Raw genomic sequence first — 20,097 nt, forward strand, 5'->3', positions numbered from 1 at the left:
ATTAGTGAGAGGGGATTTGAAAATGAACAAGAAGAAAATGCGTTGGATTCCTGCAAGCCTGGCTGTAATGATAATGTTTGTTCTCATTATGGGATGCAGCAAATCAAGTACTAATGAAGGTACGGATGTAAAAGCAACAGACGTTAAGGCGACAGCAGGTACCTCGGAGGAAATTCTTAAATTGCGTTATGTTATACCGGGTACGGCTCAGCCTAACCAAGATGAAGTAGTGAAGCTGGTTAATGATAAATTGAAAGCAGATGGAGTCAATGTTCAGCTTGAGCTTAAGTTTATTCCGTGGGATGCATGGGATCAAAAGTCTAACCTTATGCTAAGCACAGGCGAAGAATTTGAAATGCTTCATGTAATGGAGAACGGTGCTGTACCTGCCGCAGCTTATGTGGGGCGTGGAGCTCTCCAGCCGCTGGATGAATTAATTGACAAATATGGTCCTGTGTTAAAGGAATTAATCCCTTCCTATGCTTGGGATGCAGCTAAAGTTAACGGGAAAATATATTCAGTACCTGCTCAGTGGCGTCTAGAAACGGCAAGCAGCGGAGAATTAGGAACATTAGGGATTCGTAAAGATCTATTGGATAAAGCAAACGTACAAGTACCTAAAACGGCGGATGAGTTTATTGCTGCTGCAGAAGCTATGCAAAAAGCTTCCGGAAAACAATCTTATATTCAAACTGAAATGGACGTTACCCCTGTTTTCTTACACCGCACTTATGATTCATGGCCATTCTATGTTGATTATCGTGAACAAATTGCAAAAGTAGACCAAACTGGAAAAGTGAGCTCATGGTTAGAAAGCGATGAATTCAAACAGGATGCAAAAGTTTTCCGAGAGTTATATACGAAAAAACTGATTAATCCCGACATCTTGACGTTTAAGACGGAAGAGCGCAACAAGGCTATGGAATTAGGCGATTTTACTTTTACTACAAACGCTGCACTTTATGCGGCTGTAGGTATTAAAAAGAACAATCCAACAGCAGTAATAGAGGAAGGCTACCTAGCCCCTGAAAAATCACTGCTGCAATTTCTAGCATTTGGGAATACTAATGCTGTTCCCGTAACGGCTAAACACCCCGAAGCAGCTATCAAATTTTTGAATTGGCTCTACAGCAGTAAAGAAAATCATAATCTCTTCCTTTACGGAGCTGAAGGCAAGCAATATACAGCAGTGGGTGAGCGCAAGGCAGATTTCATTAAAGATAAGGATAACCAGCCCTACTATTTCCCATCCTGGATGATTGGCAATGTCAAATTTATGCTTTTTGACAAAGACGTTCCGGATGCTTATTTGAAGGTTCAAACAGAAGCACCTGATATGAAAGTTGATTTATCCACAGTGATTGGTTTTCATCTTAATAGTGAACCCATAGCAGTAGAATATGCCAATGTTTTATCTGAAATTAAGTCAAAAATTATCCCGATTAAAATGGGTGTACAAGATTATGACAAGTATTTTCCTGCCGCACTTGCAAGCTTGAAGGCAGCTGGTCTGGATAAGGTTATCGCTGAGTATGACAAGCAGTTTAAAGAATTTCAAGCAAGTAAAAAGAAGTAATAAATATAGGGGAATCCGCGGTTTAGACTGCGGATTTTCTAATATTTACTTGGACTGAAGAAATGCTGGAATTGGATGCGCTTGAGCTTGTATTTGAAAGTATAGATATGTATGGAGGTATTCAGAATGAAATTTGTATTAATTGGCGGAGGAAGCTTCGTATTTGCTCCCACGGTATTGGAGGATATTATTGTAAAGCACAAGCTGTCGAATGATGAATTGGTGCTAGTAGATCCCAATCTAGAAGCTGTAGAAGCAATGGCTGGAGCGGGAAAGCGGATAGCGAAGGAGTTGGGCGTTTCCGTTCAAATCAGTGCAGTGACGAATCGCAGAGAAGCTTTGTCCGGTGCGGATTATGTAATCGTGTCCGCTTCACCACAGGGTGCGCGGCGCTGGAGTATGGATTATGAAATTCTATCTGAACTCGGAATGGCAGATCAAGCGAGAGAATGTGGAGGTATAGGCGGAATGCTGAATGCTTTCCGCTCGATTACACTTCTAATTGCTATCTGCAGGGACATGGAGGAGATGTGCCCGCATGCTATTATTTTAGATGTGACGAACCCGATGCCGCGGGTAGTGACGGCAATCGATAGATTCACCTCCATTCGTTCTGCTGGATTCTGCAACATCGCCTATCAAGGACCTGAGAATTATGCGATCCTTCCCCAATTGGTTGGAAAAAAACCAGCTGAGGTAGAGATTGTAACAGCAGGTCTCAACCACTTTGCATGGTTGCTTTCTATGAAGGACAAGCTTACAGGTGAAGACCTGCTTCCCATTATTACTGCTTATATTCGAGAAGGGGACTTCTCCGCATTGGAGGAGGGCAAGCGTCGAGAGCTTATAGTCATGCGCCGCTGGCTGGAGGCTTATGGAGCGATTGCCGCGGGTGCGGTTGATCATCATGCTGAGTACTTGCCTGTGCAGGAGGACATTCATTACACAACGACGCCTCCTTATCATGGAACAGAGCAGGAACGGCAGAAAAGATTAGATGAGATTAAAGCGATTGCTGCAGGAGAGCGAGATTGGGCTGATCTGTTCAGCAACCGAAGCTGGGAGCATCCAGTCGATGTGGCGTTGGCTCTAAATAGTGGAGAGGTGAAGAGAATCGATATTCTCAATATTCGCAATTCAGGCGCTATTCCGCAGCTGCCGGAGGAACGAATTGTCGAGGTGCCTGTTTCCATCGCCAATGGCAAATGGACGCCAATCGCTGTGCCACCACTTCCGCAAGCGCTGGCGGAGCTATGTCGGACGATCTCCGATGTACATGAGTTGATCGCAGAGGCAGCCGTTAAGGGAGACGTTGCTCTAGCGCATCAAGCAGTTGAGCTTGATCCGGCTGTAACAGATAAAGCAACAGCCCATATTGCACTCGACCGATTGTTGATACTTCATTCCGACATGCTTTTAGGCTTCATTAATGAATGCTAATGAAGAACCTCCAAAGGAAGATAACACCATAGTCCTTTGTCTATAGAAACACCGCGATCAGTGAATGCTCTTTCTATGCCATCAGTACGATCATTAATTGCTGTATTCGTATTCTCGGGTGATAGGACTGAAATATGATGATGCCCTTTATCCAAGAGATAGGAAATAGTTTTATAGACGCCATTAAAATTATCTGAAGTTATACGGTATGTATCCATATTTTTAAGATAACGATCAATAAAGATAACGATCAATAAAGATAACAGGAAATTTATCTAAGATCAACCTGAGCAGCGATTCATTATATTTTTCAATCTCAGTTGGAAAAATGATTATTCCTTTTACTCCTGCTTCAACTAATTGCTTTATCGCATTGGATTCTTCAATAGAAGACTCGCGTGTATTATGGAGGATAAGCTGATAGCCTGCTTCTTTACAGTAATATTCGATATATTCCAAAAGCTTTAAAATCACATTGCTTCCCATTGAAGGGATGATAAAGCCAATAAGATTAGGACCCGTAATTGGTTTTTCTAAATTATTGGCGTTAACCTAAGCTGAAGGGTTATTTAATACAAACGTACCTTTCCCTTGAATGCGAACTACTAAGCCCTCGTCAGCAAGTTCGGTAAGAGCATTCTTTACCGTCATCTTGCTAACATTAAATTGTTCCATAAATTCCTGTTCGGAGGGAACCCGATCATTAGGTCGAAGCTCAGCCGATTCAATCTTTTCGCGAATAATTTGTTGAATTTGCTTATAAAGGGGGAGTTTTCCCATAGAGACAGCCTCAATTCCTAGAAAAAGTCGGAGAAGATAGCGAGCAGATTGGTATAGTCTTTCAGGCGAGGTAAGGCAGCCATCCGTAGTTAAAAGCAGAGGAAACCTAGTGGTTGCCTCTGCTTCGTAAGAAAGGATTTTAGAAATTAGGCTAGTTTTGTGGTACCATCGTCCAGAATTGATTGAAGTTGGATGAAAGACCCCACATTTGCATAAGTGCTCCATTAGAATTAAGTCCTCCAGTATCTACTGCTAAACCGTTTGAACGATTGATCAGCTTGAGGTAGTAATCACTGGTAAAGTCCATCCGCCACTGCTGGTTGTAGCTGCTGGAATTGCTCATTTGACCTACAGTTTGACCGTTAACCGTATGATTTAAGGTGTCCAAATTTCTTGCACCCGTCACGCTTCGCAGCTTTAGATAACCTTCGGGGAGCTTTTGCACTTCCCACACCAGATTGTTGGATGCTACATTCGTCCATTGAGCAACGGCAGTACCATCTGTTGTAGAACCTGTGTTATCAAGGGCCTTGCCTGTAACCCGATTAATAAATTTAGCTAATGTTCCGCCTGCATCCATGTCGGCATATTTCATGTCATTGCCTACACTTGACATAATAAACAGGCGCCCATTATCAAGCGGCAGCAAGCCTCGGCTATAGCTGGTTGCAATTGGACTTGCAATTTCTGTCCAGGCTCCAGTTCCGTTTGCGCTATTCACGAATAGGTTATCGTGTTCAAGCATGGAAACGACTATTTTGCCATTAGGCATGGTCACTACATAAGGTGTACCACCTCCAGCACCAAGGTACGTGCCCTGATTCGAAGGATTCCAGACCTCGGGATTATCTGAGATTTGATAGTAGATTGGCCAGCCGCTTAAAGGCGCCATTTCATAAGTCATAATATATTTTCCGTTGGCCATTCTGGCAATCGTAGCCATACCCGGACGATACCATTGCGTTGACAATGCGACATCATTCACAACCGAACCCCAAGTGGTGCCATTGGTTGAAGTTTGGTGAACAAGCTTTTGAGCATAGGTTGGATCGCGTTCATCGGAGTAATAACAAATCAGTTTGTTGTTGGCCACCATAAGGAAGGGCTCCCAAATTGGGTCATGGAGACTGTCAGGATTAGCATCCCCACCGACTGCAATGTGACTTACGAAGGTCCATGTCCTTCCCAGATCGTTGCTCTTATAGAGTTCGATTCGGGTTGCGGTATAATCTCCAGGAATGGAGTTTCCAGCAACGAGGAGTGTTCCAGCAGGCATGGTGCCTATGGCTTGCGGCAGCTCATAAATATGTGGCTGGTATCTCATCCCCCAACCATTCTGTGTATCGCTTACTTGACCTACCTGTGTCCAGCTTGAGCCATTATTGGTGCTTTCAAAAACTTTGAAAGTGGGTGTAGTGGCTACATTATGATCGAATATGGCATACATTTTTCCATTATTTGCACCACTATAATGCAACTGTGCGGCTCGCCCATAACCTGGAGCTGGGTTCGTACCCGTGTACATAGTTGAGGGTCCATAAGCGCTGGCGATTGGTGTCACTATCAAACATGAAATTGTCATTGCAAACATTAGTAGAAACAGTAGTAATTTTTTCGAGCTATTTTTAACGATTTTATTCATAAATTTACCGCCTCTCATTTTTTGGGGATTAATTACTTCGATGCCAATGATAAATTACAAGTTCATCATGATGTCATTTAAATAGATTCTAAGGACTTTTCACCTCCATGTGAGAACAGTGTTAGATGCAAAGTTACCTTCAGCATCCTTCAGCTAGCTGGTTATCTTTGTGCAAATTTAGTGTAACTCTGAAATAGAGGGCAAGATACTTTAAAAAATACCGAATACTTTGAAAATCCATTTTATATTCAGTAAATAATTTTATCATCATAGACACGTCTAAATAGGAACAGGACAGAAGAATGGTTCACATTCTTCTGTCCTGTTCCATTTTTTAAATTCTAAGAAAGTATAAGTTTTTTTACTTATACTGATCTTAGAATTCCGGACAAACGCACCGTTTTTATTAAAAGTAGAGCGGGTGGAACTGTTTATCCTTGAGCGATTTAGTTAATTTCAATAACTACGGGTCCAAGCAACCCAGAGGTTAAGTCCCCACGAAAGCGTGTCGGGATCGTTGTGTAGTGATTGGCTAGTGTATTATAAACAAGAATCTCAATTAGGTTCTGACCTGTTTGGAGGTAAGTCCCTATATCCAATTTCCATGGTGGAGCAACTAAAGTACCTATGTGATTTCCGTTTATGCGAATTTCTGCAGTAGAAATCACTTTGCCAAGATCGAGTAGAACCTTAGATTCTACTGGAGATTGAAGTTGATCCCATATATAGGAGGTTCTATAGATCACTCCACCTGAATAGCTGTATAAACCATCTATCTTTGACCAATCACCAGGTTTAATTAAACCTGTCGAACAAGTGAAGCGAATCGGTTGAGGTATTGCTGCTCCAGCAAAGTGGGTACTATTGTATCGAATTCTTAAGGCGATTAATTCTGAATACTCAAGCTTCTCAGAGGTTGTAATTGTATAAGTTAGTGAACCATCGAGGTTTTTCTTAGAGCTCTCAGCAGAAAGTTTAATGCCATTAGCCCAAGCTTCAACATCGCCATAAGCTGTAATCTCCATGGCTTGAAGTCCTGGAGGAGCCGTGAAACGATACCAGCCAGCAGCGAAGTGTTCATTTAAACGTACATTATAAGGAAATAGGCCAGGCTTTTTATACCAGCTCATAGCTAGAGGATAGGCTTGCTGCCAATCTAATGGGGTATCCAAAGCTTCGAATACTACAGAGCTGCGACCTGGATTATCGTATCGCAGCAGTACATGATTATTCCTAGCTTCAATAGATACGATAGTTTCGACTAGCTCCATTTTAGAACTATTAAGCCAGATACTAGCTGGCAAATTTCCATCCATCCTCATGTTCGCTTTTGTTTCACCTTCAGCATCAAAAGTGGACCATAAATAATAAACATCTCCAGCAGTTTCTGAGGAATATACCGTTTCGGTTTGATCAACATTTGCTTTGCCTAAAGCAAAGAACTGATCCGTTACTTTGCCTTTTAAACCATGATAGCCTTGATGGCCAGGATCGCCTTCAACACCATATCGCATTGAGAATTCATAGGTCTGCCAAGGAAAGGCATGCCCGCCAATCATCACAGAATCTCCTGGTTTAATGGTTAGCAGAGTGGATAATTGACTTTCGACTTTATTCGTAATGGAGTCCTTAGGTATCGGACCCAGCTTCCAGAAATACGGTCCATAGCCGCTGGTTGCATTTTGCCATTCAGAGTCATTGAATCCACTGTTTTCCCATCCAGGATTAGCTGTTGTTTCTAAGGCAAATCTAAAGCTTGAAGCTTCCGCACCAATTATCTCCTCTGCTGCAGGCAGCCGGAAATCGCCAAACTGATTGTTTAATGTGGGCTGTAATTCAAATTCCCATTCATGGTTCAATTCATCTCGTTTTTTGCTTGAAGTATTCGTAGACAATGAGAGAGTTGGCTGTAATTGAGTTCCTTCTGTGAGTTCATCTCGCTTCTGAAAGACAATTAAATGTGCGGCCTCGCTATCCAATGGCAGCAAGATGGTTGTCCCCTCGGATGTCACGTTGTAAGCCTGGATTTCTGTAACAGCGCCAGTCCATGGATCCCAAAGCTCAATGGAGCCATGACAACGGAAAAAGCACTTCGTGCCTTTTGGTGCTCCATGGACCATATATAGATCACGGCTGCCAATTTTTCGATGCATTATATAAGGAAACTCATTCTCAGGCAGTACGTCCAGACAAACAAAGTCCCGAGGGAAAGAATTAGTAATAAGCTGAGTAACTTCTGCAAATGTAATAGCAAAAATTGCTTTTCCACCTATCTGATTCTCATTCATAAAAAACTGATTTAATTCAGCGGCTTTACTGGCGGTCATGCCAAACAGTTCAAAAACCTTTTGATCTAGCTCAGGATCAGCTAAACCAGCATTTTCACTAGCAATGGGAAGAAAGCCAAGCGCAATTACAATACCGCCAGCATTATAGAATTCTAAAGCTTTTAATAAGGTAGAATATCGCAAGGTACGCATGGCAGGTAAAATTAATACTCGGTAAGCTTCTCCCGACACCCGCAATTCTTGATCCTTCACTTCTGCCCGATCCAAGGATTCGAAATCCATATAATCAAAATCAATGCCATGTTGATATAAATGTTCACCTATTGCAAAGGAAGTTTTAACAGCTGCTTCTCCATCAATCCCTGCTTCCACACTTGCAACTGGATAGAGGATTGCTACATCACATGCATGTGTACCCTGGCTTAATAAGTAGCTTAGACGTTCTGAGCAGGCGAGAAAAGACTCCATATGCGGCCAGTAAGGCATGCGAAAATGGTTGCACGGAGGAGCCCATTCCCACCAGCCGCCAAGCGTTGTATAGTATAGACCATGCAAGGAAAGCAAATTATGTCCAGTTGCAAAATTGCGAAAGGTTGCTTCCGTAAGCTGCGCAGTATTAGTGCTCCAGCCGCTGCTGTGATAACCTTCGAGCCAAGTACGGGGGCGGTTGTATAAATGGGCGATGGAGCTGGCGACTTTATTCTTAACTAAATCGCATTCCAATCTAGGCTGATCGCAGCCAGGACCCTGATTCCAGCGCTGGGTGCGGAAGTAATCACCAAATTCGACTAGATCCGTGCCTCTGCCGCCATGGTCGCAGCCATAAATCATCCCGCGTTCTTGATGCCATGAATAAACGGGAATGAAATAATGTTCCTCCGAAAGAGCTACCAATACATCCTTATAATCTAACCTGACTTTAGTTGTACGTGGTCCGATATCCGTAAACAAAGCAGCTAGCTCTGGTAATAGGTCATAACCCTTTCGTTGCATGAATTCTTCATGGAATGTATTATTCCATAAAAGTCCGCGAATCCCAAAATCCAATTCATCGGAAAAGAAGAAGCCTAATTTAGCATTTGGAATTCCAGATAGCCGATCTTCAAAACGCTGAAAAAAGTGCTCAATAACCTTAGCTCCCGCATTTGGGTGCATAGGATCTAAGGAACGAGTATTCACCTCGCTGTAAACGGCTACAATTCGCCAATTCCCTTCAGGTAAAAAAACACTTATTATATTATCTTGCTTGCTGCCGATTAAATCGATCGCTGTAATGGGCTCAAGCTGATTTTCATTGATTTTGTAGGCTGTAATACTCAAGGTTTTCGACGGTAATGGCAATGTACAGTTTAATAAACCCACTATATTGTTCCATTCCATATGTTTAAGATTCGTACCAACCATGCTTGGATCAAGCGACAAAATTTCATCTGTATACCAGCCTTGTCCTGGTGAGCATAATGTATAATCACTTAGACTAACCGTGATACCGCGTTCTCCACATTTTTCTGCAAACCAGCCAAATAACTCCCACCAATCCTCTGAGAATAACGGCGGATCACTTGGATAAGAGTACCCATATGAATCGCCGCCTTCATCACTATGGGCATAATTAACTTGTAATCCGGTAATATGGTGATCCTTTAATTGTTCAAGCTGCCATAATAATCTTTCCTTCGTAAGTTTTTCACCAATCCACCAATAAAAAGCGACCTCTCCATATCCTTTAGGAGGATTAAGGAAGCCTGGATAAACATCGAGATCTAAAGCTCTGCTAGGAAATCCAATAGGGTTATCTGTCATTATGAATAGTCTCCTTAAAGCTTGCGGAAGCAAGCAATCATTGTATGCATGATAAATCCTTGTAAAATGCATCTCTCTATAAAAGCTTAACGAAATTTACCCAAAGATAACAGTTCTAAAAATAACCTTTTTGTAGCAAAAAGTAACCTACTATTATTAACTAAATTATGTTAGCATTTGCTTAGAGAATTAGGATGAAGGCGGTGGGAATGTTGGTTATGCTAGACAGGCTTAAACGCCATTTAGAGGATTTGCAGCTTAAGGTTACAGACGTGGGTTTTGTTCGCGTTTCAGCGCAATGGAAGCATCACAATCATATTACACTTAACAATTGTCTCTATTATTTTGTCGAAGGGGAAGGAAGCATTCAGATCAGGGACCAGATATTCAGTCCACTGCCTGGGCAGTTATTTCTCTTGCCAGCAGGGGCAATGATCTCCTTTTCAACTGCTGCTAATAACCCCTTCCGCCAATATTACTGCCACTTTAACGCATTTGTAGGGTCCATGCCATTGTTCCAGCTGATAGACTCACCGCTATTTTTACAAATTCAAGATAAAGCCAAGCTAGAAAGGCTTTTTAAAAAGCTGCATCGCACGTTTAAATCGGGTGATCTGCTCGCGATTTTATCTGTTAAAGCTATCATGTATGAATTGCTCGGATTCATCTGGATGGAGGAAAAGGAAGCGCTCAAATTAACTACAACTAGCTTCGGTCAGAGATGGAACGATATTCTACAATATATTGAAGAGCATTTAATGGAGCCTATCTCAATTGAGCATGTGGCTCGGCACTTTAACTATAGCCCCAAATATTTTTTCCGCTACTTTAAGATGACCTTCGGTGTCACGCCGCATCAATATATCATCAAATTAAAGATGGAACGGGCTAAACAGCTGCTGCTTACTACAGACTGGCAGGTAAGCTATATTGCCAATAGAGTTGGTATGGAACGTACTAGCTTTTCACGATTTTTCCAGAAGTATACGAATATGTCACCGCGTCAATTTCAATCGTCGAAAGAATTGAACTAAAGATATACTTATTGGAAATACAGTGAATTTCTAATTGCGTCTCTTGCAACATCATACCGACGCACGCATAATAACTAAATAGAAAATATTACTGAGATGAAGGTGAAAGGAAATGTACTATCGCTTAATTATAATTGACGATGAGGAAATTATTCGGCAAGGCTTAGTCCATTTCATTGATTGGAAAGCACTGGGCTACGAAATGGTGACTAATTTTGAAGATGGCAAGGAAGCGATTGAGTATTTGCAGAATAAAACAAACATTGATGTTGTTCTAACTGATATTCGCATGACTGAAGCATCAGGTTTAGATGTAGCTCAATTTATTTATGAGCATATGCCTAGCACAAAAGTCGTAATTCTAAGCGGATTTAAAGAATTTGAATATGCTAAGCAAGCCATCCAGTATAATGTACATCATTATTTGCTGAAACCAACCAAGTTTGAAGAAGTCCATGAGGTATTCATTGATCTTAAGAAGAAATTGGATAGGGAGCGGGATGTTGAGGCGGATCTTCGACTTGAGAGGGAACGCTACAACGAAATTGTTCCCATTTTTCGGGATCAATTTTTTACGGATTTGCTCATCGGAGCTTTTCGAAACCAGAAAGAGCTAGGCAAAAAAATCAATTACCTTAACCTGCCTTTAAGCTTAATTAACAATCGTTGCTGTTTAGTGCATATGCAGTTATCACTGGATTCAACCATGATTCCAAGAGAAAGCAAAGAAAATATTGCCTCTTCCCTCCGTAATTTATTAGAGAAACAAGGTATTCCATTTCTCTACTATCCCGTAGTGGATGCTTATAACGAATTAATGGTTTTTGTGAGCTTGCCGGATGGCTGGAACGATGAAACCCTACGTCATTCGTTGTCCGTTCATTTGGATGAAGCTCAGCATTCGTTGCAAGCGATATTTGGTTTGGAATTCACCGTTAGCATTGTTCAATTTTATAGGAATATAACGGAGCTCGCTACATACAGCCGCCCTCTAGTCTTGGTGGAAGCAGAGCCTAACGGTAAACTGCGCCTTGAAACACATGAATATAATCGATTGGTGCAAAAATACAAGTTGTTCATATCTAATATTGTCGAGGGCAACTTAGAAGCGGCCTCGAGTTTATTGGATCGTTTTATGGAAGAATTTAAGGATTTGCCTGTCCAATTCACACAGCGCTTGATTACGGATTTACTCGCTTTGTTATCTAACTTGATCTCGCAAAGTAACTCTGAGATCAGCTTCAATAAATCGATTCATGATATGAAGCTTAGCAATAGCCGCGATGTGAAAGAATGGGGTAAAACAGAGCTGGTCGAGCTGATGACAGAAGCTGCAAAGGAAACCAAGGAATCCTCAAGTCGTTTGATAGAAAAAGCAAAACAATATATCAAAGAACATTTCAACAAAAATATATCCCTAGAGACTGTCGCTGACATTGTTTTCTTGAACTCTGTCTATTTCAGTCGCCTATTCAAGCAGCACACAGGTAAGAATTTTATTGATTATTTAACTGCGTTGCGTATCAATCTTGCCATAGAATTGCTAAAAGAAGGGCGTTATAAAATTTATGAGATTAGTGAGAGGGTGGGCTACACCAGTAGCAAATACTTTTCACGTATTTTCAAGCAAACCACAGGTAAAACTCCCAAAGAATTCACACTTGCATATCTTTTAAATAATAATCATAAGGATCCTGAAGAAGAGTAGTCAATAGTTGCTGTTTTACTGATAAGGTATACTTTTCAATAGATTTAATGCAATAGCCAGTTGAAAATAGATACCAAAGTCCCATCGCAAAGCTTATTATTGCGAAAATGGGCTTTTTTTTGTATTAAAGTCATAAATGCATACCAAAAAGCACCTAAAAACAAGTTGAAATACATACCCTTTTCTAGAAAAAGTGGCGTATATTCAGAGATTTAGCTTCTTTATAATTAAAATATACAAACGATGCGAGGAAGTGATGGAATGAGTATCAACACTGTGACTCAAAGAGAACCGAGAGTATGGAGTCCTCTAGGTCGAGTGTTTAAGAAAATCAAGAAAAGATGGCAACTCTACCTTTTTGTGGCTTTACCCGTAGCCTACTTTATTATTTTTCATTATATCCCCTTTTTAGGCATCGTTCTTGCCTTTAAAGACTATCGGGTTTCACTCGGCATCCTGCATAGTCCGTGGGCGGGAACCAAATACTTTGAACAATTTTTTGATCTCCCCTTCTTTTGGAGGCTGATCCGTAACACGCTCATTCTCAGCGGGTATACCTTGCTTTTAAGCTTCCCTGCGCCAATTATTTTGGCTCTATGCTTAAACGAGATTCGAATGTGGAGATTTAAAAAAATAGTTCAAATGGTTACCTATGCACCTTATCTGATTTCAACAGTTGTCATGGTGGGGATGATTTTTCAATTTCTTTCACCACGCTATGGTTTGGTCAACATTATTACTGGAGCGTTGGGTATCCCATCTCAGGATTTCATGGGTAATTCTTCTTTGTTTCGCAGCATTTACGTATTATCGGACGTTTGGCAAACCACGGGTTATGCAGCGGTAATCTACATTGCTGCACTAGCTGGAATAGACCCCAGCCTCCATGAAGCAGCAAAAATCGATGGTGCATCGCGATTCCAATCCATGCGGCATATTGATTTCCCATGCATTCGCCCGACTATGATTGTTTTGTTGGTGCTTAATATTGGAGGACTCATGAATGTGGGCTTTGAGAAGGTTTACTTAATGCAAAATCCGCTCAACACATCAGTTTCAGAAGTCATTCAAACCTATGTGTACAAGCTGGGACTAGTGCAAGGTGATTACAGCTTTGCCACTGCAGTTGGTCTGTTTAATTCGCTTATTAATTTGCTTCTGATCCTAATGGCCAACCAAATGGCGCGAAGAACAAGTGATTCAAGCTTATGGTAGAAAGAGGTGTTATGTATGAGAATCAAAGCTCATAGCAAAGGCGATAGGGGCTATTTAATTGTAGTATATACCCTATTAATCTTCGCTCTGATTCTAGTCTCTTACCCTGTTATATATGTAATTAGCGCTTCTTTTAGCTCGCCTACCGCATTAATTAGTGGAAGAGTTATTCTCTGGCCAGTTGAGCCAACTTTAATGGCTTATAAGGCAATATTTGAAAGCAACGCTATCCTAAAAGGCTTCGTTAACTCGTTGTATTATACATCATTCGGTACGTTGATCAATGTTACCCTGACCTGTTTGGCGGCTTACCCTCTTTCCCAAAAAGATTTCTATGGCCGGAAGGTACTGATGTTTTTCATGGCTTTAACGATGCTGTTCAGTGGTGGGCTAATCCCTATTTATCTTGTGGTTAAAAATTTAGGTTTGCTAGACTCGGTATGGGCCATGGTACTTCCTGGTGCAGTTAGCGCTTGGTATGTCATTATTGCAAGAACCTTTTTTCAGACCAGTCTTCCGGAGGAACTGAAAGAGGCTGCCGATATGGATGGCTGCAGCGATATTCGTTATTTCATTCGCATAGTTCTCCCATTGTCAAAACCGATTCTTGCTGTATTGACACTTATGTTTGCAGTATCACATTGGAACTCTTATTTCAACGCATTGATTTATTTGAACAAACAACAGCTCTATCCTTTGCAAATTATCCTGCGAAATATCTTGATTCTGAATTCAGCCAATATGCTGACTAGTAATATTGATGTCAAAGACATGATCACTCGGCAGTATTTAGCCGTACTATTGAAATATTCAGTCATTGTCGTAGCTAGTGCGCCGTTATTGTTGCTCTATCCATTTATCCAAAAATATTTTATTAAAGGCATGATGCTAGGCTCTTTAAAGGGGTGACGGCTATTGATGTGAAAGTAGGTGGTGGATTGGATTAATGCAGCCATACATGGTTCTATAGCTAGAGGGATAAAAAGTGTATAATAAAATTGTAGGAGGGTTTCTGTGAAAAAAACATTATCACTCATGTGCGCAGTATCGCTAATGTTCGTCTTGGTATTAGCAGGCTGCACGAAGGAAAAGTCAACTGAAACAACAACAGCACCAGGAGGTAGCACAGAAAGTACAGTAACAGTAAAACCAACTGACAATAAGAAGGTTTCGCTATCTGCTTTTATTGTGCAATTGGATGCCATTGTGGATGTGACAACCAATAAGTTTACTAAATACTTAGAAGATAAAACGAATGTTGAATTTAAATTTCAGGTAGCGCCTCAATCTGAAGCTAATCAGAAATTAAAGCTCCTAATGGCTAGCGGCGATTATCCCGATGTTATCATGAGCGGTGGGCTCAGCCGGGCTGATTTGGTTCAATATGGGACCAATGAGAAAGTATTGATTCCCTTAAATTCGTTTATTGTGCCTGGAACAGAAATTTACAAGGTTTTGGAAGCGCATCCTAAATTAAGGGATGAAATTACGGCTCCAGACGGCAATATCTATGCTTTACCTGGACTTGATATGAAAGAGCATGTACAAACAGGAACGAAATTATGGATGAATATGCAATGGTTGCAAAATTTAGGGCTGAAAGTACCAGAAACAACAGAGGACTTTAAAAATGTTCTAAAGGCGTTTAAAACAAAAGACCCCAATGGGAACAAAAATGCAGATGAAATCCCTTTAAGCGGCGCCTTCAAGACTTGGGCAGGCGAACCACAATGGTACTTAATGAATGCATTCATTTTAGCTGATCCAGATAAAAACTTCCTGATAAATCAAGGGGGCAAACTGGATACTGCGGCTAACAAGCCCGAATGGAAAGCAGGTTTAACGTATATTAGGGATTTATTTAAAGAAGACTTAATCGATCCTTCGGGATTTACCCAGCCTGAAGCACAACTATCACAATTAGGTAATAACCCCACTGAAGTTCTGGGTGCATTTTCAGCAGGGCATTTGGCAATGGGAGTGGACATTTCAACTCCGAGAGGGAAAGAATATGATGCCATTCCTCCATTAACTGGCCCATCTGGATTGAAACAAGTACCTTGGAAGTCAACTGAGCGAGTGGGTGGATTTGTTTTCGCTATTACGAAGAAAGCTAAAAACCCTGAAGCAGCATTCCGAGTGGCTGATTATCTCTATAGCAATGAAGGCAATCTGTATTCCTCATTCGGACTTCCAGAAATGAAGGGCTATCGAGATGCGACTAATGGGGAGCTTTCCCGGTATGGCAATCAAGCTAAATATACTTTAACACCCGATGCATTATACAATGATTCAAAAGCGAAAGACGGTCTGTGGCTCCAAACAAGCTTAATCGCAGACACAACGGAGTTCGAGGATTTAATTACTAAATCAGAGGACTTTTATGCGCCAAGCGGCTATGTAGAACGATTGGCGAAGATTCAAATCGATAAATACACGCCCTATAAACAGAAGAGTGATGAGATTCCCGGACTGTTTATGGACAATGATACCAGCCAAAAGATTACTCTAATGGAAACCTCATTGAAGGACTATGTTATTGCATCTACTGTTGAATTTATTACAGGCAAAAAAGATATAGAGAAGGATTGGGACAGTTATGTGAATGGTCTGAATGATTTGAAGCTTGCGGACTATTTAAGCCTTTACCAAAAAGCGCTCGATGAAGATGCGAAAAAGAAAAAATAAGTCACATAGATTCTGCCGATCCTTAAGGGTCGGCAGAATTTTACTAGGAAGGTGAGCAATGAATGAACTGGAATCATAAATTTCGCAGTTTATTTATTAAAGGGTTGCTGGTGATTACCTTGCTATTCTTCTGCCCCTTTATTGCGATGAGCTTTATTGTATATCAGCAAATTACCAAAAACGTAAAGAACGAGATCAGCACGGTTAACCAAAACTCATTGTTTCGGATTCGTGAAATGATCGATACCGTTTTTCAACAAGCAGAACGTTTGGCCTCAGAGTTATCGGAACACCCGGAAATCCAAGAATTCATGCAATCCTCTACACCTGAACAATATATTAATGAGGTATTCCGCAGTATTGATAACTCCATTAAAATGTTTAATCCAACTTTTCCATTTATCCATAGTATCTATATTTATTCTGGTAAAGAACAATACGTCATTTCAAATAGACGTACAGGATATGTGAAGTTTTCTCAGGATTTAGCTTGGGATAATATTCGAACTAGTCTGGATGATTCAGCATCTGAAACTTGGAATATGTCATCTTTTAAAGAGAACTCAAAGTCAATTTCGCTTATCAGACTGAATAAACCCGTGAAGCATGCTAAAACCGAAAAATCAGGCACCCTTTTTATTAATTTGGATATCACTCAGCTTGAAAAATTTATTGGACGAGCTAATCCAGGTTTAACGGATAATTTTTTGATTGTAGATCAAGTTGATAAAGTGATTTATAGCAATCACAAGAATGCAGAGGAATACAAAGAAGAGCCTTGGGATGGTCTTACTGAAGGTGGCAGTGTAATTAAAAAAATAGATGGCAGGATATATTTTGTTTCAGCTATAACATCAGTAACAAACTGGAAATATATTTCAATAGCTCCACTACGTAATTTTCAGGATAAAATCAATGGATTAAGATTGTTTTTAACCGTATTCTTTATTGTAGGTGCTGCAGTTATCCTGCTGGTTTCTTATATTGTGGCGAGAAGGACCTACCGTCCCATTCAGCAAATCCTCCATTTGATGGAAAATCCAATCGATTGGATAAAGGCGGATAAGAGCAAGGGAGATCTACGTGAATTAAGCTTCTTGGCAGAGAATATTACGAGCACGATGACTTCCAATCTTCAATTAGAACAGCAATTGGACGATCGAAATGCAGCTTTTCAGAAGCTGCAATTAGCTGCGCTTCAGTCACAAATCAATCCATTATTTCTCTATACGACCTTAGAAACGATTCGTCTATTGGCTGGAAAAATAATTGGTGCAAACAATGAAGTATCTACCATGCTGATGTCTTTAAGCGATCTTGTAGGCAATAGCCTGAATGCAGAAAGTCATTTGATTTCTTTAGAGTCCGAAATTAACCATGTACAGCATTATGTGCAAATTATGAAATACCGGTATAAGGATAAATTGAATGTAAATTGGGCTATTGATCCTACCTTACTAAATAACAAAATTGTGCAAATATCGCTTCAGCCGATTATTGAGAATGCCATCTATCATGGAATTAAACCAAAAAGGAAAAAGGGGAATATATGGATTCGCACTAGGGATATTACTAACGACCTCTTAATCGAGATTCAGGATGATGGGATTGGCATGTCTTCGGAATGTCTAAAGGATTTGAATAATAGATTAGCCAATAATAGCGAGGAGCTTGCCTACAAGAATATTGGGTTATTTAACGTAAATCAACGAATGAAGCTCATTTTTGGCAACAATTATGGCATTACACTTACCAGTGAGGTTAATGTAGGTACCTGTGTACGAATATGGTTTCCTAAATTGACATAATTGGCACCAATATGCTGGCGGTTGTTCCCGTTTCTGGCTTGCTCTCGATATGAATGCCATATCCATCACCGTACATCATTTGAATGCGTCGGTTAACGTTTTGCAGACCGGAGTAGCTTTCCAAATTTTCGAATGAATTATTAAGAGTTTCTTTAAGCTGTTGCAGCTTCAGTACTGACATACCAATACCTTGATCTATCACCTCTACAAGTAAACCTTCTTTAACCTCTCGACCCTCGATGTGAATAACACTTTTTTGCTTTCTGGGAATAATGCCATGGAAAATCGCGTTTTCGATCAAAGGCTGCAAGCAAATTTGAATGATTCTATAAGTGGATAGTGCAACTGGAATATTCCAGTGCATTTCAATTAAGCCTTCAAATCGATTAATGAGTAAATCTGCATATTTTTTGGCATTGTCAATTTCCTGTTCAAGCGGAATAAGCTCGGAAGAGAATGCGGCGCTTTGTCTTAATAAGTCAGATAAATTTGTAATCAAACTGGAAAGCTGATTTTTTCCATTTGTTGAGGATATCGCCATCCAATTAACCGTTTCGAGTGTATTGTAGAGGAAATGAGGGTTGATCTGAGAACGAAGGGCGTTAATCCGAGCTTGATTTAATAATATAAACCTTTCGTTAATTTTTAACTCAAGTTGTTTATTCGATTGGATAGTTCTCAGAAGGGTGCTGGTAATGTATTTAAGTTCATTCATTTTTGGTTGTTTTTTTGTTTTGTAGCGGAATTGCCATATATCTGGATTTTCGATGAGGGTCAAAATTTGCTTCAAGGGTGATAAGGTTCGAATGGAGATTAATACAGCAATAATTAATAAGCTTAGAGCAGTAAAGATAAGCAAGTTGAAAGAGAACTGGCGTAATCCTAAGTTGCTCTTCTCCTGCTGTTGGGGAGGAAGAAAGGAGATATACTTCCAATTGTATCGGTCTGATGTAATAGAGGCCATTGTATAAACATTGCCATCAAAATGGATCGACTGCATCAGGGTATTCTTCACAAAAGCTCGCTGGAACAATGAGGATTCCTTCATGAGGGGGAGTAAATACTGCGGATCCTCACTATACATGACAGTATTAGTTTCATCCATGATGTATAGGCTCTCCAAGGATTGGGCTTTCGTCCGTCCAATCATTTCACCTAATTTATTAAGATCAATATTTACTGTGACCGTACCTAACTGGGGGAAATATCTAACTATAGAAAGCATAGATTGAGATGACCGGACAACGGTGTCCTTCTTTTCGTCTAAGCAGCAGTTATGCATCGATCCTATATCTTTTTTGCTGGTTAAAGCCATTTGGTTAGATTGGGAATAAATTTCAATCGAATCGATATAAGTGTAAACGGATGTAAAGGAATAAAGCAGGCGTTGAATGGTATTGCGGTAATAGATAATTTGATTCGATAAGTCGGAACTATTAAAAGATGCCGAAAGCAACCGCATATCGGAGTTGACATAAAGAGTACGTGAAATGAGATCAGCTTGTTCAATTACATTATCTACAACATCTTTAATACGCATTAAGGAGCCGTGTGTTGTTTCGCTAATTTCACTTTCTAGCGCCCCGTTCAACTGACGATAGACAACAAAGTTCATAATAATATATGGAATAACGACGAGAAGAATAATAAAAAGTAAAAATTTAAAGAAGATTCTTTTTTTATTCATCCTCTGCTATCCTCCCATCAAAGACTATCAGGACAAATGAAAGGTTTCATCCTTCTGTCTGTTCGACTCTTTCTTTATTTTAATAAGCTCAATAGTCACAAGGCCAATCAATCTAGAGATCTAGTCCACACGAACTGCGACCTAGGATATCATATATGAATCTCTCACTTGAATTTTAACGAAATTAATGAAAATGTAACAGATCTAAAAATAACCTATTTGTGATAAAAAGTAACCTACTATTTTTTATCATGTTGTGGTATCTAATGTTAAAATTTGTTGGAAGAGGTGCTGACGTTGGTTTAAGTGCTTGGCACCACAACCACCAAGTTACTAATACGCCAGAGGGACATTTTCTAATAGGCGGACTAATGAGCTTTGGTTTAATCGTACGATCAATTTGGCGGAGGCGTATTATCCCAGCGCTA

Annotated in this window: 14 protein-coding genes; 8 read left to right on the forward strand and 6 right to left on the reverse strand. The window is 40.3% G+C overall.

Annotation, left to right across the window (positions count from 1 at the left end; translation table 11 throughout):
* Positions 1 to 22 precede the first annotated feature (22 nt).
* Complete coding sequence (locus tag EHS13_RS09760) at positions 23 to 1,576, forward strand: extracellular solute-binding protein (protein ID WP_155700156.1); 1,554 nt, start codon at positions 23 to 25, stop codon at positions 1,574 to 1,576.
* Positions 1,577 to 1,702: 126 nt separating this feature from the next.
* Positions 1,703 to 3,016, forward strand: a complete 1,314-nt coding sequence (locus tag EHS13_RS09765; protein WP_162463038.1) for a family 4 glycosyl hydrolase — start codon at positions 1,703 to 1,705, stop codon at positions 3,014 to 3,016.
* Here the strand turns inward: EHS13_RS09765 and EHS13_RS36700 are convergent.
* The 5 genes from EHS13_RS36700 to EHS13_RS09780 form a co-directional block, all read right to left on the reverse strand.
* A complete protein-coding gene (locus tag EHS13_RS36700) occupies positions 3,013 to 3,234 on the reverse strand; it encodes a type 1 periplasmic-binding domain-containing protein (protein ID WP_227013869.1) in 222 nt (73 codons plus the stop codon). The genes EHS13_RS09765 and EHS13_RS36700 overlap by 4 nt on opposite strands.
* Positions 3,235 to 3,250: 16 nt before the next feature.
* The gene (locus EHS13_RS36705; protein ID WP_227013870.1) at positions 3,251 to 3,502 is read right to left on the reverse strand and encodes a type 1 periplasmic-binding domain-containing protein; all 252 of its coding nucleotides are present in this window, start codon (positions 3,500 to 3,502) and stop codon (positions 3,251 to 3,253) included.
* Positions 3,503 to 3,568: 66 nt separating this feature from the next.
* Positions 3,569 to 3,796: a GntR family transcriptional regulator gene (locus tag EHS13_RS36710; RefSeq protein ID WP_227013871.1), complete on the reverse strand. Its 228-nt coding sequence runs from the start codon at positions 3,794 to 3,796 to the stop codon at positions 3,569 to 3,571.
* Between the two features lie 151 nt (positions 3,797 to 3,947).
* Positions 3,948 to 5,438: an RICIN domain-containing protein gene (locus EHS13_RS09775; RefSeq protein ID WP_162463039.1), complete on the reverse strand. Its 1,491-nt coding sequence runs from the start codon at positions 5,436 to 5,438 to the stop codon at positions 3,948 to 3,950.
* Positions 5,439 to 5,884: 446 nt separating this feature from the next.
* Positions 5,885 to 9,529, reverse strand: coding sequence for a glycosyl hydrolase (locus tag EHS13_RS09780; RefSeq protein ID WP_162463040.1), 3,645 nt, complete (start codon positions 9,527 to 9,529; stop codon positions 5,885 to 5,887).
* A gap of 209 nt (positions 9,530 to 9,738) precedes the next feature.
* Between EHS13_RS09780 and EHS13_RS09785 the strand changes: the two genes are divergently transcribed.
* The 6 genes from EHS13_RS09785 to EHS13_RS09810 all read left to right on the forward strand — a co-directional run bounded on the left by EHS13_RS09785 (position 9,739) and on the right by EHS13_RS09810 (position 17,982).
* A complete protein-coding gene (locus EHS13_RS09785) occupies positions 9,739 to 10,563 on the forward strand; it encodes an AraC family transcriptional regulator (RefSeq protein WP_162463041.1) in 825 nt (274 codons plus the stop codon).
* Positions 10,564 to 10,675: 112 nt separating this feature from the next.
* Positions 10,676 to 12,271 carry a response regulator transcription factor gene (locus EHS13_RS09790; RefSeq protein WP_155700161.1) on the forward strand — a complete coding sequence of 532 codons (1,596 nt, stop codon included), beginning with the start codon at positions 10,676 to 10,678 and terminating at the stop codon, positions 12,269 to 12,271.
* Between the two features lie 261 nt (positions 12,272 to 12,532).
* Positions 12,533 to 13,486 (forward strand): ABC transporter permease, encoded by a 954-nt coding sequence (locus tag EHS13_RS09795; RefSeq protein ID WP_155700162.1) that lies wholly within the window; start codon positions 12,533 to 12,535, stop codon positions 13,484 to 13,486.
* A 15-nt stretch (positions 13,487 to 13,501) separates the two neighbouring features.
* Positions 13,502 to 14,395 (forward strand): carbohydrate ABC transporter permease, encoded by an 894-nt coding sequence (locus EHS13_RS09800; protein ID WP_155700163.1) that lies wholly within the window; start codon positions 13,502 to 13,504, stop codon positions 14,393 to 14,395.
* Between the two features lie 105 nt (positions 14,396 to 14,500).
* Complete coding sequence (locus EHS13_RS09805) at positions 14,501 to 16,174, forward strand: extracellular solute-binding protein (RefSeq protein WP_155700164.1); 1,674 nt, start codon at positions 14,501 to 14,503, stop codon at positions 16,172 to 16,174.
* 62 nt (positions 16,175 to 16,236) lie between these two features.
* Positions 16,237 to 17,982, forward strand: coding sequence for a sensor histidine kinase (locus EHS13_RS09810; RefSeq protein ID WP_155700165.1), 1,746 nt, complete (start codon positions 16,237 to 16,239; stop codon positions 17,980 to 17,982).
* Here EHS13_RS09810 and EHS13_RS09815 read toward each other — a convergent pair.
* Positions 17,969 to 19,669, reverse strand: a complete 1,701-nt coding sequence (locus EHS13_RS09815) for a sensor histidine kinase (protein ID WP_155700166.1) — start codon at positions 19,667 to 19,669, stop codon at positions 17,969 to 17,971. The two genes, EHS13_RS09810 and EHS13_RS09815, sit on opposite strands and share 14 nt — an antisense overlap.
* Positions 19,670 to 20,097 lie beyond the last annotated feature (428 nt).

This window comes from Paenibacillus psychroresistens (assembly GCF_009728935.1).
GTDB classification, from domain to species: domain Bacteria; phylum Bacillota; class Bacilli; order Paenibacillales; family NBRC-103111; genus Paenibacillus_AC; species Paenibacillus_AC psychroresistens.